Raw genomic sequence first — 12,845 nt, forward strand, 5'->3', positions numbered from 1 at the left:
GGGGCCGGTCAGCTCCTTTCCGGGGCGGGCCGGCCGTGGCCGTACAGCCAGGTGTTCCACAGATCCGTCAGGTCCTTCCCCGTCGCCTTCTCCACGTACACGGTGAAGTCGGCCGTCGACGCGGTGCCGTACCGATGGGCCTTCGTCCAGCCCGCGACGAGCGCGAGGAACCGCCGGTCGTCACCGACCGCCTGCCGGATCTTGTGGATCACCATCGCCCCGCGCTCGTACACCGGGTCCTTGGAGATGTCCGCGGCCGTCGGCGGATCGGCGGGCGGAAACGCCCAGTTGGCGTCGTCGGCGAAGGCGGCGTCGAAACTGCGCCGGACGGGAACGCCCTCCTTGTCCGCCTTCCACAGCCACTCCGCGTAAGTCGCGAAGCCCTCGTTGAGCCACATGTCGCGCCAGCCGGCGGGCGTGACGGAGTCCCCGAACCACTGGTGGGCCATCTCGTGGACGAGGAGTCCGACGGTCGGCGGCCCGGGGAAGTACGGCCGGTTCTGGGTCTCCAGCGCATACCCGGAGTCATGCGGACGGCCGACGATCGCGCCGGTCGACGAGAACGGGTACGGGCCGAAGCGCTCGGCCTCCCACCGCACCACCTCCGGGATCCGGGCGAGGGTCCGGGCACTCGCCGCGGCCACCTTCGGGTCCACGGCCGTGAACACCTTGATGCCCTCGGGGGTCGTCGACGCCTTCAGGTCGAAGCGGCCGACGACGAGCGTCGCGAGATAGCTCGCCATGGGTTCGGCGGTGTGCCAGTGGTACGTGGTGGTGGCGCCGGAGACCTTCCGGGACGTCAGCTCACCGTTGGAGACGGCCGTCAGACCCCGGGGGACGGTGGCCGTGAGGTCGTACGTCGCCTTGTCGCTCGGGTGGTCGTTGCCGGGGAACCACGCCATCGACCCGACCGGCTCGCCGAGTGCGACCGACCCGTCCGCCGTCCTCAGCCAGCCCTCCTTCGACCTGTCCGGGTCGGTGAGGGTCAGCGGGGAACCGGAGTAGTGGACGACCGTGCGGAAGGTCCTGCCCTTTTGCAGGTGGCGCTCCACCTCGGCGGCGGGGCGCAGCGTCAGCTCGTGGCCCGCCCGGTTGACGGCGGCCGGACGCCCCTCGACCTTCGCGGAATCGACGGTCAGCCCGGCCAGGTCGAGGTTGAAGGCGCTGAGGTCCTGGGTGGCGCGCGCGGTGATCACGGCGGTGGAGCGGATCCGCCGGGCGGCCGGGTCGATGTCGAAGGTGAGGTCGTAGTGAGTGACGTCGTACCCGCCGTTACCGGCCTTCGGGAAGTACTGGTCGCGCAGACCGGCGGCGCCGGGAGTGCCCTCCACACCACCGGTCCCGCCGGTGCAGCCGGCGGCGAGGGAGACGACGGTGGCGGTGACGACGGCCAGGACCAGGGCGGTGGGGCGCACGGAATAATCCTATGTGCGCCATGTCGGATCGAGGGCTCGGCGGATGCTCACCTCAGGTCCGGGTTCCGCAGCAGCGCCGCGATCTCCGCGAAACCGCGCCGCTCCGCATGGACCAGCGCCGTTACCCCGTCGCCGTCCGGCAGACCGGGGGTCGCGCCCGCCGCCAGCAACAGTTCGATCCTCGACGCGCGCCGCCCTCGATCGCGGTGCGTGCGGCATCGGTGTCACCGGTGCGCGCGGCCCGGAGGAGGTCCTGATCGAGGGGGTTCATCCGCGGTTTCTCCTGTGGTCGCTGTCCTACTTGGCGAGTGCGGCGACGCCCGCCCGGGCGAACTTCTCGTCGAGGTCGCCGCTGGGGGCGCCGGCCACTCCGATGCCGGCCACCGGTGCGTCCTTGACCTGCACCGGGGCGCCGCCCGCGAGGAACAGGGTGCCAGGGATGTCCTTCAGGTTCGGGGCCTGCGCCAGGCGGCCCGCGAGCACGGAGGTGGGGGCGTTCCAGGAGACAGCGGTGTACGCCTTCTTCTCGGCGGACTCATACGCCTGCGGGCCGGAGCCGTCGCCCCGCAGCGTCACGACGGTGTTGCCGTTCCGGTCGACGACGGCGACCGCCACACGCTGGTTCTCCTTCTCGGCGGCGTCGAGGGCGGCTCGCGCTGCCCTGGTGGCGGCGGCGACGGTCAGATGGGTGGTCTGCTGGAGGTTCCGGTCCGCCGTGTCGGCCGTGACGGCGGCGGCAGTGGCGGCGGCGGGTGCGGAGGCGCTCGCGGACATGGCACCGAAGGTTCCGGCACCGAGCGCGGCGACGGCACCGGTGAGGACACGGGTACGCAAGGGCATCTTCTTCATGGTGGGGCTCCTCGGCGATTCGAAGGTGTTCCGCCCGGCAGATCCGATCAGGCGGTCTCTGCGATCGATCCTCCGGCCGGACCCGGCCCCGTGACGTCGACGTACCGGCTCGACACCGCGCGCAGGACGGCTGACGGACCCGTCAGCCGATCGGTTGATGCGGGGGTGGCCGCACCGGGTCACCATGGATGTGTCCGCGCAGGTCGAGCAGCGGCTCTTTCGGCAGTCGGCAGTCGGCAGGGAGTAAGAGGTACGAGGTGGAGCACCGGACCGAAGCCACCGACCCGGACGCCCGGTGGCTCGCGCTGCTCATGCACGCCGCGTTCTTCCTGCTGCTCGGCGCGTCCCTGGCCCGCTTCCTGCTCCGTCACCCGGGCGAGGACCGCACGCCGTGGATCATCGCGCTGTCCGTCGCGCTCGCCGCGCTGTATCTGCTGGGCCCGGTGCTCGGTTCGCGCCCCACCCCGCGCCGGCTGGCCCGGCTCGGCGTGCTCGTGGCCGTGTGGATGGTGCTCGTCGTCCTCGCGCCGAGTTTCGCCTGGTGCGCGGTACCGCTCTTCTACACCGGGCTGCGGCTGCTCCCGCCGCGCGCCGCGTACGCCCTCGTCGCGCTGCTCACCGTGTTCGTCGTGGCCGCGCAGTTGCGGCTGGCCCACGGCTTCGACCCGAATCTGGTACTCGCGCCCCCTGCCGTGGCCGCCACCGCGACCGCGGTCTTCGTCCACATGCAGCGCCAGGCCGCGCGCCAGCGCGAACTGATCGACGATCTGCTGCGTACCCGCCGCGAACTCGCCGCCACCGAACGCCGCGAAGGCACCCTCGCGGAACGCCAGCGGCTGTCCATGGAGATCCACGACACCCTCGCGCAGGGCCTGTCCAGCCAGCAGATGCTGCTCCAGGCCGCGGACCGCACCTGGGACGCCGATCCGGCGACCGCCCGCCGCCATGTCCGTACGGCCGCCGGCATCGCCGAGCGCAACCTCGCCGAAGCGCGCCGCTTCGTCCACGACCTGGCGCCGGCGGATCTCGCGGCGGGTGGCGGCCTGGAGGCGGCGCTGCGCGCACTGGCCACCCGCGAAACGGCGCAGGCCCAGGGAGTGTTCACGGTCCGCTGCCATGTGGAGGGGACGCCGCACGCGGCACTGCCCGACCGGGTGCAGTCCGCGCTGCTGCGCATCGCCCAGGGCGCCCTGGCCAATGTGAGGGAGCACGCGGACGCCACGGAGGCCGCGCTGACACTGACCCACCTGGACGACCGGACCGTCCTGGACGTCGCCGACAACGGCCGCGGCTTCACCCCGCCCGCACCGGCGGTACCCAGTGGAAGCCACACACCGGCGCCGGCCCACCACGCCCCCCGGCGGCGCCTGCGCCGTACCTGGGGGGCGGCCGCCCCGCGTCCGGCAGCAGGCGTCCGCGGCCATGGACTGCCCGCGATGCGCGCCCGGGTGTATCAGCTCGGCGGCACGCTCACCATCGAGTCGGCACCGGGCGAGGGGTCCGTCGTCTCCGCCGAGGTCCCCCTGTCCGCCCCCTCGTCCTCGCCCGCCCCGTCGCCCTCGCCCGCCCCGTCGCCCTCGCCGGAGGAACCCTCATGACCCCGCTCGCCGTACGGATCCTGCTCTGCGACGACCACGCCGTCGTACGCGCCGGACTGCTCGCCCTCCTGGGCAGCGAACCGGACATCGAGGTCGTCGGCGAGGCGGGCAGCGGCGAGGAGGCCGTCGTCCTGGCCGCCCGGCTGACCCCCGACGTCGTCCTGATGGACCTCCAACTGGGCGAAGGAGTCGACGGAGTCGAAGCCACCCGTCGCATCGCGGCCACCGGCGTCCACGTCCTCGTCCTCACGACGTACGACACGGACGCCGACATCACCCGCGCCATCGAGGCGGGCGCCACCGGCTATCTGCTGAAGGCGGAGCGCCCGGAGGAACTGTTCGCCGCGATCCGCTCGGCGGCTCAGGGCCGCACCACGCTCTCCCCACCGGTTGCCAGCCGTGTCATGGCCCGCATGCGCAGCCCCCTGCCGACGCTCACGGACCGCGAACGCGACATCCTGGGCCAGCTGTCCCAGGGCCTGGGCAACCGGGACATCGCCCGGGCCCTGTTCATCAGCGAGGCCACGGTCAAGACGCACCTGGGCCGCATCTACGACAAACTCGGCGTCGACACCCGCGCCGGCGCCGTGTCCGTGGCGAAGGAGCAGCGGCTGCTGCCGTGAGCCGGGCCGCCCCGCGGCCCCGGGGCAGTGAGGCAATGGGGCACCCTCCGCTCCGGCGTCGACGCGCCCCCGGGCATGACACCATCGAACTGTGCTCGACATCGGCTACTCCCTCTCCCGACGCTTCCCCGATCCCCCGCAGACCGACTACCGACGCGCGGACGTCCACGCCCTGCGGCACGATCTCTTCTCCGGGGACGTCTACCTGGCGGACACCAAGGCGGACCGCGAAGTATCCACAGCCTGGGGATGGGTTCCCGTGCTCGACTTCGCCTGGGCGCTCTGCGACATCGTCGAGCAGATCGACCAGGACCCCCGCGGCAGCCGCTCGCACCGGCGGCAGTTCGCCGAGCTCGACTTCACCGAATCGTCCGACCGGATGCTCTTCGAGCGCCGCTTCGGCTGGGTCGACGTCGAGGCCGACTGGATGCCCGGCGACGAGCCCCCGCTCACCTTCGGCCACTCCCTCCTGCGCCGCGAGGCCCGCGACTTCCTGCACGACCTGATCGCGGACCTCGCCGACATGCACGAAGGGCTCGCCGACAACCCCGTGATCTGGGACCTCCAGGCGCGCTTCCCCCGCGTCTGACCTGCCCCGAAGGACCGAGGCAACCCTCTACGCCTCCACCCGCACCCCGATCTGTGCCGCGAAGGCCGGCGCCAGCTCCATCAGCTGCAGCGGGCTGATCACCGCCCCCGCCAGCCGCTCCACCCCCCGCGCGATGTCCAGCTCGGCGGCCGACCGCAGATCCACCGCGTCCATCCGCGCGGAGCTGAAGTCGGCCCGCTTCAGCACACAGTCCCGGAACTCCACCCGCACCAGCTGCGCGTCCCCGAAGTCCGGCTCGGACAGCACACAGCCCTCGAAGACCACGTCCGTCAGCCGCGCCTTCCGCAGATTCAGGTAGTCGATCTTCCCGCCACGCACATGCACCCGCTCCAGCACCGCACCGTGCAGCTGCACCCCGCCCAGCCGTGCGTCCACCACCTCCACATCGCGCAGCGACGCCCCCGCGAGGTCGGTGCCGACACCCCGCACCCCCGTCAGCACCGAGTCGATGAAACGGGCCCTGACCAGCTCCGTACGGTCGAGACCGCACTTCTCCAGCGCGCAGTCCATAAACCGCGCGCCCGGCCCCGACCCGTCCGCGAGATCCACCCCCTCGAACCGCACACCGTCGTAGTCGCCGTCCGGCTCCAGTCCCTCCCCGTCGTAGGGGACGAGCGGCGGCAGCCGCACCTCCGGCCGCCGCGCCGCCGCCACGACGCCCTTCCCGCCCGCGCCATCGCTCCTGCTGTTACGTGCCATGGGCCCCATCGTGACCCACGCCACTGACAACGCCCCGCGCCGATGTCACACATCGGCGTTTCCGGCCGTCCCCTTCATGACGCCTTCTTCGACCGAAGGGACCGGAACTCATGCAGCGCATCCACATCATCGGCGGCGGCCTCGCCGGGTTCACCGCAGCGATCACGGCCGCCGAGTCCGGTGCCCTGGTGACCGTCCACGAGGCCCACCACACCCTCGGCGGCCGTGCCAGGACCGCCGAAGGCCCGTATCGCACCAATGACGGACCCCACGCCCTCTACCGCCGCGGACCGCACTGGACCTGGCTCGGGCAGCGGGGTCTCCTCGGCCGGACCGTCACCGTGCCGCTGCGCCAGGCCGGCAAACTCCGCTTCCGGCTGGACGGCGCCCTGCGCAGGACCCCGCCCCTCGCCCTCCTCCGGCTGACCCGCCGCCGGGCCGAACACGCCCCCGTCGACACCGATTTCCGCACCTGGGCCACCGCTCAGGTCGGCGAGGAGGGCGCCCGCACGGCCGCGCATTTCGCCGCTGTCGCGCTGTACCACCACGACCCCGGTTCGCTCTCCGCCGCGTTCGTCCAGGAGCGGCTGCGCCGCGCCGCGGCACTGCCGCCCGAGGCCCGCTACCCGGTCGGCGGCTGGGCGCAGGTCATCGACCGGATGGCGGCGCGCGCCTGGAACCTGAGCGTCCGGATCGAGACGGCGACCCGGATCGACCCGAGCGACCTCGACGGCCTGGCCCGCAGCGGCCCGGTCGTCGTCGCCACCTCCCTCGACGCCGCCCGCAGCCTGCTCCGCGACCCCACCCTGACGTGGGACAGCGGCAGGAGCGCCCTGATCGACCTGGGGCTGCGCACCCGGCGCGGCGACGCGTTCGCCGTCTCCGACCTGGACGCCCCCGGCTGGACGGAACGCTTCACCGCCCAGGACCGCACCCTCGCCCCGACGGGCCGACAGCTCGTCCAGGGCCAGATTCCCGTAGCCCCCGGCGAGTCGAAGGCAGCCGGCATCGCCCGGGCCGAGGACCTCCTCGACCTCGGCTTCCCGGGCTGGCGCGACCGCGTCGAGTGGCGGTGCGAGGCCCTCGCCACCGGCCGTACGGGCGCGGTCGACCACCCCGGCACCACCTGGCGGGACCGGCCGGCCATCGACCGCGGCAACGGCATCTACCTCGCGGGCGACCAGGTCGCGGCGCCCGGACTGCTCAGTGAGGTGTCGTTCAACAGCGGGATGGAGGCCGCCGTGCTCGCGCTCGGAGCGAGCGAACAGCCACGGCCGACCCGTCGGCCGCTTGACCTCGAGCGGAGTTGAGGTCGGAGGGTGAGCCCCGACAGCCAGTCGACCCGGGGAGCCCGCCATGCACGCCGTCCGCCTCCACACCTTCGGCCCCGCCGAGAACCTCACGTACGAGACGACCGACGATCCCGTACCCGGCCCCGGCCAGGTCCGTATCGCCGTCGCCGCGGCGGGCGTGCACCTCCTGGACACCGCCCTGCGCGAGGGCATGACAGGCCCCTTCCCGGCCCCCGCCGAGCTGCCCACCGTCCCCGGCCGGGAAGTCGCCGGCACGGTCGACATGCTCGGCGAGTCCACCGACCCCGCACTGCTCGGCAGCCGCGTCGTCGCCCATCTCGGCACTGCCCCCGGCGGTTACGCCGAACTCGCCGTCACCGACGCCGACAGGCTCCACCCGATCCCGCCCGGCCTCGACGAAGCCGAAGCCGTCGCCATGATCGGCACCGGCCGCACCACACTCGGCATCCTGCAGTTCACCGACCTCGGCCCCGACTCCATCGCCCTGGTCCCGGCCGCCGCGGGCGGCATCGGCACCCTGCTCGTGCAGTACGCCAAGAACGCCGGGGCCACCGTCATAGGCCTGGCCGGCGGTCCGGCCAAGACCGCCGCGGTCAGGGCCAACGGCGCCGATTTCGCCGTCGACTACACCCTCCCCGACTGGCCCCGGCGGGTCCGCGCCCACCTGGATGGCCTCGGCCGCCGGGCCACCGTCGTCTACGACTCCGTGGGCGGCGTCACCGGCCGTGCGGCCGTCGACCTCCTCGGCAGGGGCGGGCAGCACATCGTCTTCGGCTGGTCCGGAGAAGGACTCCACAACGGGTCCCCGCTCAGCTTCACCGACGAGGAACTCGCCGAACGCGGCATCACATCCCGGAGCGTCCTCGGACCGGCGATGATGCAGAAGGCGGGCGGTCTGCGCGTCCTCGAAGAACGCGCGCTCGCCGAAGCCGCCGCCGGACGCCTGCGCCCTGCCGTCCAGCGGTTCCCCCTCGCCGCGGCGGCCGCCGCCCACCGCGCCCTGGAGACGCGCGGCACGATGGGCAAGGTCGTCCTCGTGCCGTAGGAAGTGCCCGGCAGAGGTCAGCCGCCGAGCTCCGCCAGCGCCCCGTCCGTCAGCCGGTACACCGTCCACTCGTCCTGCGGCCGCGCACCCAGCGACTCGTAGAAGGCGATGGACGGGGCGTTCCAGTCCAGCACCGACCACTCCAGACGCTCGTAACCACGCTCCACACAGATCCGCGCCAGCTCCGTCAGCAGCGCCTTCCCGTGCCCGCCACCGCGCCGGTCCGGACGTACGTACAGGTCCTCCAGGTAGATGCCGTGCACTCCGCGCCACGTCGAGAAGTTCAGGAACCACAGCGCGAAGCCGACGATCTCGCCGTCCTCGTCGGACTCGGCGATGTGCGCGTACGCTGCGGGCCGCTCACCGAAGAGTGCCTCGCGCAGCTGCTCCTCGGTGGCGTTCGCCTCATGGAGCGCCTTCTCGTAGTCGGCGAGCTCGCGGACCATCGTGTGAATGACAGGGACATCGGCAGCGGTAGCGGTACGAATCATGAGGGCAGCGTAAACACGTGTCCGTCCTGTGCCGCCGCTCGCCCCTGCCCCTCCCTCACTCCCCCCGCCCCAGCAGCTGCCGGGCGATCTCCACCTGGTCCGGAGGCAGCCGGTGCTCGCCCTCCGCCACACCCCAGAGGCCGTTCTGCAGCGCCCGCCCCAGTGTCCAGGACCGCGCCCGCTCCCGGTCCAGCCCCATCACCTCCGTCATCAGATCGAACCTCCACCGCACCGCCGACACGTCGAACCGGTTGGCCAGGGCGGGCATCAGATCGAACCCGGGGTCCCCGGCCAGCGGCTTCGGGTCCAGTGCGATCCACTCGTGCGCCCGGCCCTCGTCGGCCCGGCCGGCGAGGATGTTGTCGTAGTGCAGGTCCCAGTGGAGCAGCCGGTCCCCCGGTTCGCCCGCCACCTCCCGTACCGCCGCGGCGCAGTCCCTCAGCAGCCGCCGCTCCTCCTCGTCCGCCAGCCCGGCCGCCGCCCGCGCCGCCCCGTCCAGCATCCGCTCCGCGGCATCCCCGAGCCGGCGCAGTCCGTCCGGCGCGGGTACGGACGTCAGCCGGGCCAGCAGCCCGGCGAGCACCTCGACCGCCGCCCGCTCATCGGCCACCTCCGAGAGCGGCCGCTGCTCGTCCAGCCGTTCCAGCAGCATCGTGCCGGTCCCGGGGTCATGGTCGAGCAGCTCCACCGCTCCCGCACCGGCCTCGCCCCAGACCCGAAGCGCGACCGGCTCCCCCGCCGTCTCCTCGTCCTGCGCCTGAAGCTTCAGCGCCGCCCGCCGGCCGTCCGAAGCGCGTACCACCGGCAGCACCAGCGCACACACCCCGTACATCGCGGCGCCGTCCCGCCGCAGCCCCCACTCCCCGAGGAAACGGTCCGCGAGCCCGGGCAGCGCGGCCACGAACGCCCGCCCGGCCTCCCCGTTGTACTTGGACTGGGTGGCGATCAGCGCGTCCGGAATGTCAATCACGCACCCGATCGTAGGACCGTGCATCAATCGACTATGGCCCCGAGCAGCCCTTCCCCACCCGCCCCCCCGGCCGCTGCGCGAACCGTCCGCGCCGTCGGCGCCTGGATCCGCAGCGCCCCCGGCACCTACATCTGGCTGACGATCCTCTTCGCCACGACCTTCGTCGTGCACCAGATGTCACCCGACTTCGAAGAGGACTTCCTGCGCCAGCGCTCGACCAACATCCACGAACTCGTCCGCGACCCGGTACGCGTCCTCATCTCCAGCGCCTTCTGGATCGAGGGCGGCCACTGGCTCACTTACGCCTTCCTCTTCACTGTCTTCCACGCCCCCGCCGAGCGCTGGCTCGGCACGCTGCGGTGGTTCGCGGTCGCCGCGCTCGCGCACGTCCTGGCCACGCTCGTGAGCGAGGGCGTCCTCGCCTGGGCCGTCCGCCACGGACAGGCACCCGTGTCCGCGGTCAACACCTTGGACGTCGGGGTCAGTTACGCACTCGCGGGTGTGGTCGCCGTCCTCACTTACCACGTGCCCCGCCCCTGGCGGCTGGTGTACCTCTTCGCCGTCCTCGTCGTCTACGGCGTCCCCCTGATCACCGGCCGCACCTTCACCGACCTCGGTCACTTCACCGCCGCACTCATCGGTCTCGCCTGCTACCCGCTCACCCGGGGGACGACGAAACCGCCCCTCGCCCAGTAACGTCCCGCCACACAGGAACTCGGGCTTCACACGGCCCCGGGCTTCACACAGACTCGGCTTCACACCGGACAAGCAGGGGCAACATGAGCACCGTCAGCACGGTCAACGGCGGAATATCGTTCTGGTACGCGGATCAGGGCACCCCCACAGCCCGCGAACCCCTGCCCGGCGACAGCACCGCCGACGTCTGCATCGTCGGCGGCGGATACACCGGCCTGTGGACCGCCTACTACCTCAAGAAGGCCGTCCCCTTCCTCAACATCACCGTCCTGGAAGCCAAGTTCTGCGGCTACGGCGCCTCCGGGCGCAACGGCGGCTGGCTCTACAACGGCATCGCGGGGCGCGACCGCTACGCGAAACTCCACGGCCACGACGCCGCCGTCCGCCTCCAGAAGGCGATGAACGACACCGTCGACGAAGTCGTACGCGTCGCCGCCGAGGAGAACATCGACGCCGACATCCACCGGGGCGGCGTCCTCGAAGTCGCGTACACCCCCGCCCAGCTGGCCCGCCTCAAGGACTTCCACTCCGTGGAGATCGCCTTCGGCGAGACCGACCGTGTCCTGCGCGGCGCCCGCGAGACCGCCGAACGCATCCGCGTCACCGGAGCCGTCGGCTCCACCTGGACCCCGCACGGCGCCCGCCTGCACCCGGTCAAACTCGTCAAGGGCCTCGCCGACGCCGTCGAAGCGCTCGGCGTCACCATCCACGAATCGACCCCCGTCACCGAGATCAAGCCCAAGCACGCCCACACCCCGTACGGCACCGTCCGCGCCCCGTACATCCTGCGCTGCACCGAAGGCTTCACCTCGGGACTCAAGGGCCAGCGCCGCACCTGGCTCCCCATGAACTCCTCGATGATCGCCACCGAGCCGCTCCCCAAGGAGATCTGGGACACCATCGGCTGGGACGGCCGCGAGACCCTCGGCGACATGGCCCACGCCTACATGTACGCCCAGCGCACCGCCGACGACCGCATCGCGCTCGGCGGCCGCGGCGTCCCCTACCGCTACGGCTCCGCCACCGACAACGACGGCCGCACCCAGCCCGCCACCATCGAGGCGCTCCGCGACATCCTGGTCCGCTTCTTCCCCACCACGGCGGGCGTCCGCATCGACCACGCCTGGTCCGGCGTCCTCGGCGTCCCCCGCGACTGGTGTGCCACCGTCACACTCGACCGCTCCACCGGCCTGGGCTGGGCCGGCGGCTACGTCGGCTCCGGCGTCGCCACCACCAACCTCGCCGCCCGCACTCTGCGGGACCTGATCCAGCAGGACTCCGGCCAGGCGGGCCCCACCGACCTGACGACTCTCCCCTGGGTCAACCACAAGGTCCGCCGCTGGGAACCGGAACCCTTCCGCTGGATCGGCGTCCACGGCATGTACGCGGCCTACCGCAGCGCGGACCGCCGGGAACTCACCTCCCCCCGACCCGGCACCGACCCCGTCGCCAAGGTGGCGGACCGGCTGGCGGGGCGTCACTGACCGACGGAGATCCCGCGAAGATGTTCTGGAGATCCCGCGAACCCGCGAACTCACGATGGCCCGAATATCCGCTTCACACGCCTTTGATCACGCACGGTCGTGCCATAGGCCGGTCACGGCCGGGATCGCCGGTTGAACGGGCGCGCCGGGTTCGCAAGGATGGCGTCCTATGGGATCACTTGGCGTGGCAGGGGGAAGCGAATGAAGTTCGACATGGGGGCGCAGGTTCTGTCGAATCTGACGTCGAAGTCGCGTGGTTCGAGTGATGACTTGGGCACGTTGATCCGTCAGCTGGTGCAGGCGGGTGCGCCGTTGGAGGGGAAGTTCAACGGTGCGGGGCGTGCGGCGTTCGATTCGTTCAAGAACCGGTCGGACGAGATCACCGCGGCGTTGAACGGTTCGCTGTCGGCGCTGCTGGGTGGTCAGTCGGGCATGGAGCAGGCGTTCGGCTCGGGTGATCAGGAGCAGGGTGACAACGCGCGGCAGCAGATGGGCGCGGCGAACTTCGACGCGGCCCGCTTCGGCGGACGCTGAGCATTAGGGGTTGGGGATTCTGATGGCTGGTGGCAGTGATCGTCGGGCGTATGACACGGGTGCGTCGGCGGATGCGCAGGGCAACATCCAGGTCGTGATCGCGCGTCTGGAGGAAGTGATCGCGGCGCGTGACGGGCAGGTGAAGGCTGCGATGGCGGACTTCACCGCGGACGGTGTGGCGGATGAGTACCACGGCAAGGAAATGCGATGGAACCGGGCCTCGCAGGAGGTCAAGAACATCATCCAGCTGCTGAAGACGACGCTGGAGAAGAACGACGGGACCGCGCAGCACACGATCACGCGCGCGAAGGCAGCCGTCGACAACATCGGCTGATACGCGGGCGGAAGCCGTGGTGGACAACATCGGCTGACTGGGTGCGGTTGGGCGCCGGTCGGTGACGGGGAGCATGGGGTAGGGCATGGCCGGGTGGGATCTGAAGCCGCAGGGTATTCAGGGTGTGCTGAAGACGACGGGTGAGACGGCGGGGAAGATCGAGACGTACGCGAAGTCGTACGGT

16 protein-coding genes are annotated in these 12,845 nt (G+C 71.8%); 10 read left to right on the plus strand and 6 right to left on the minus strand.

Annotated elements, in window-relative coordinates:
• Positions 1-8 precede the first annotated feature (8 nt).
• The 3 genes from ACFYP5_RS37315 to ACFYP5_RS37325 all read right to left on the minus strand — a co-directional run bounded on the left by ACFYP5_RS37315 (position 9) and on the right by ACFYP5_RS37325 (position 2,264).
• A complete protein-coding gene (locus ACFYP5_RS37315; RefSeq protein WP_389044233.1) occupies positions 9-1,415 on the minus strand; it encodes a M1 family metallopeptidase in 1,407 nt (468 codons plus the stop codon).
• Positions 1,416-1,462: 47 nt separating this feature from the next.
• On the minus strand, positions 1,463-1,585 hold the full coding sequence (locus ACFYP5_RS37320; protein ID WP_389044235.1) for a hypothetical protein: 123 nt from the start codon (positions 1,583-1,585) through the stop codon (positions 1,463-1,465).
• Between the two features lie 127 nt (positions 1,586-1,712).
• Complete coding sequence (locus ACFYP5_RS37325; protein WP_389044236.1) at positions 1,713-2,264, minus strand: heme-binding protein; 552 nt, start codon at positions 2,262-2,264, stop codon at positions 1,713-1,715.
• A gap of 311 nt (positions 2,265-2,575) precedes the next feature.
• Between ACFYP5_RS37325 and ACFYP5_RS37330 the strand changes: the two genes are divergently transcribed.
• The 3 genes from ACFYP5_RS37330 (at position 2,576) to ACFYP5_RS37340 (ending at position 5,074) form a co-directional block, all read left to right on the plus strand.
• Positions 2,576-3,862 carry a sensor histidine kinase gene (locus ACFYP5_RS37330; RefSeq protein WP_389044257.1) on the plus strand — a complete coding sequence of 429 codons (1,287 nt, stop codon included), beginning with the start codon at positions 2,576-2,578 and terminating at the stop codon, positions 3,860-3,862.
• On the plus strand, positions 3,859-4,485 hold the full coding sequence (locus ACFYP5_RS37335) for a response regulator (RefSeq protein ID WP_389044238.1): 627 nt from the start codon (positions 3,859-3,861) through the stop codon (positions 4,483-4,485). Before ACFYP5_RS37330 ends, ACFYP5_RS37335 begins: the two co-directional genes overlap by 4 nt.
• 91 nt (positions 4,486-4,576) lie before the next feature.
• Positions 4,577-5,074 carry a hypothetical protein gene (locus tag ACFYP5_RS37340; protein ID WP_030933146.1) on the plus strand — a complete coding sequence of 166 codons (498 nt, stop codon included), beginning with the start codon at positions 4,577-4,579 and terminating at the stop codon, positions 5,072-5,074.
• Between the two features lie 27 nt (positions 5,075-5,101).
• Here ACFYP5_RS37340 and ACFYP5_RS37345 read toward each other — a convergent pair whose 3' ends face one another.
• Complete coding sequence (locus ACFYP5_RS37345) at positions 5,102-5,803, minus strand: pentapeptide repeat-containing protein (RefSeq protein WP_389044240.1); 702 nt, start codon at positions 5,801-5,803, stop codon at positions 5,102-5,104.
• Positions 5,804-5,904: 101 nt separating this feature from the next.
• Between ACFYP5_RS37345 and ACFYP5_RS37350 the strand changes: the two genes are divergently transcribed.
• Entirely contained in the window at positions 5,905-7,104 is a 1,200-nt protein-coding gene (locus ACFYP5_RS37350) for an NAD(P)-binding protein (RefSeq protein WP_389044242.1), read from the plus strand.
• A 46-nt stretch (positions 7,105-7,150) separates the two neighbouring features.
• Positions 7,151-8,152, plus strand: a complete 1,002-nt coding sequence (locus ACFYP5_RS37355) for a zinc-binding dehydrogenase (RefSeq protein ID WP_389044244.1) — start codon at positions 7,151-7,153, stop codon at positions 8,150-8,152.
• A 17-nt stretch (positions 8,153-8,169) separates the two neighbouring features.
• Here the strand turns inward: ACFYP5_RS37355 and ACFYP5_RS37360 are convergent, their stop codons facing one another.
• Together ACFYP5_RS37360 and ACFYP5_RS37365 are read right to left on the minus strand one after the other, a co-directional pair.
• Positions 8,170-8,643, minus strand: a complete 474-nt coding sequence (locus ACFYP5_RS37360) for a GNAT family N-acetyltransferase (RefSeq protein WP_327126141.1) — start codon at positions 8,641-8,643, stop codon at positions 8,170-8,172.
• Positions 8,644-8,698: 55 nt separating this feature from the next.
• On the minus strand, positions 8,699-9,637 hold the full coding sequence (locus ACFYP5_RS37365) for an aminoglycoside phosphotransferase family protein (RefSeq protein ID WP_389044246.1): 939 nt from the start codon (positions 9,635-9,637) through the stop codon (positions 8,699-8,701).
• A gap of 9 nt (positions 9,638-9,646) precedes the next feature.
• Between ACFYP5_RS37365 and ACFYP5_RS37370 the strand changes: the two genes are divergently transcribed.
• The 5 genes from ACFYP5_RS37370 to ACFYP5_RS37390 form a co-directional block, all read left to right on the plus strand.
• The gene (locus ACFYP5_RS37370) at positions 9,647-10,309 is read left to right on the plus strand and encodes a rhomboid-like protein (RefSeq protein ID WP_327129134.1); all 663 of its coding nucleotides are present in this window, start codon (positions 9,647-9,649) and stop codon (positions 10,307-10,309) included.
• Between the two features lie 83 nt (positions 10,310-10,392).
• Positions 10,393-11,793, plus strand: a complete 1,401-nt coding sequence (locus tag ACFYP5_RS37375; RefSeq protein WP_389044247.1) for an NAD(P)/FAD-dependent oxidoreductase — start codon at positions 10,393-10,395, stop codon at positions 11,791-11,793.
• A gap of 201 nt (positions 11,794-11,994) precedes the next feature.
• The gene (locus tag ACFYP5_RS37380) at positions 11,995-12,327 is read left to right on the plus strand and encodes a hypothetical protein (protein ID WP_352308466.1); all 333 of its coding nucleotides are present in this window, start codon (positions 11,995-11,997) and stop codon (positions 12,325-12,327) included.
• A 22-nt stretch (positions 12,328-12,349) separates the two neighbouring features.
• Complete coding sequence (locus ACFYP5_RS37385) at positions 12,350-12,661, plus strand: pore-forming ESAT-6 family protein (protein WP_319330803.1); 312 nt, start codon at positions 12,350-12,352, stop codon at positions 12,659-12,661.
• Positions 12,662-12,746: 85 nt separating this feature from the next.
• Positions 12,747-12,845: DUF6507 family protein (locus tag ACFYP5_RS37390; RefSeq protein ID WP_389044259.1), on the plus strand; the 99-nt coding region annotated here is incomplete at its 3' end.

Source organism: Streptomyces sp. NPDC005262, from assembly GCF_042872425.1.
Classification (GTDB): domain Bacteria; phylum Actinomycetota; class Actinomycetes; order Streptomycetales; family Streptomycetaceae; genus Streptomyces.

Bases quoted from the DNA above. Each gene is read 5' to 3' on its own strand.
- ACFYP5_RS37380 (WP_352308466.1), top strand. From the start codon at position 11,995: ATGAAGTTCGACATGGGGGCGCAGGTTCTGTCGAATCTGACGTCGAAG.
- ACFYP5_RS37325 (WP_389044236.1), bottom strand. From the start codon at position 2,264: ATGAAGAAGATGCCCTTGCGTACCCGTGTCCTCACCGGTGCCGTCGCC.
- ACFYP5_RS37355 (WP_389044244.1), top strand. From the start codon at position 7,151: ATGCACGCCGTCCGCCTCCACACCTTCGGCCCCGCCGAGAACCTCACG.
- ACFYP5_RS37370 (WP_327129134.1), top strand. From the start codon at position 9,647: ATGGCCCCGAGCAGCCCTTCCCCACCCGCCCCCCCGGCCGCTGCGCGA.
- ACFYP5_RS37345 (WP_389044240.1), bottom strand. From the start codon at position 5,803: ATGGGGCCCATGGCACGTAACAGCAGGAGCGATGGCGCGGGCGGGAAG.
- ACFYP5_RS37350 (WP_389044242.1), top strand. From the start codon at position 5,905: ATGCAGCGCATCCACATCATCGGCGGCGGCCTCGCCGGGTTCACCGCA.
- ACFYP5_RS37385 (WP_319330803.1), top strand. From the start codon at position 12,350: ATGGCTGGTGGCAGTGATCGTCGGGCGTATGACACGGGTGCGTCGGCG.
- ACFYP5_RS37360 (WP_327126141.1), bottom strand. From the start codon at position 8,643: ATGATTCGTACCGCTACCGCTGCCGATGTCCCTGTCATTCACACGATG.
- ACFYP5_RS37330 (WP_389044257.1), top strand. From the start codon at position 2,576: ATGCACGCCGCGTTCTTCCTGCTGCTCGGCGCGTCCCTGGCCCGCTTC.
- ACFYP5_RS37335 (WP_389044238.1), top strand. From the start codon at position 3,859: ATGACCCCGCTCGCCGTACGGATCCTGCTCTGCGACGACCACGCCGTC.
- ACFYP5_RS37365 (WP_389044246.1), bottom strand. From the start codon at position 9,637: ATGCACGGTCCTACGATCGGGTGCGTGATTGACATTCCGGACGCGCTG.
- ACFYP5_RS37375 (WP_389044247.1), top strand. From the start codon at position 10,393: ATGAGCACCGTCAGCACGGTCAACGGCGGAATATCGTTCTGGTACGCG.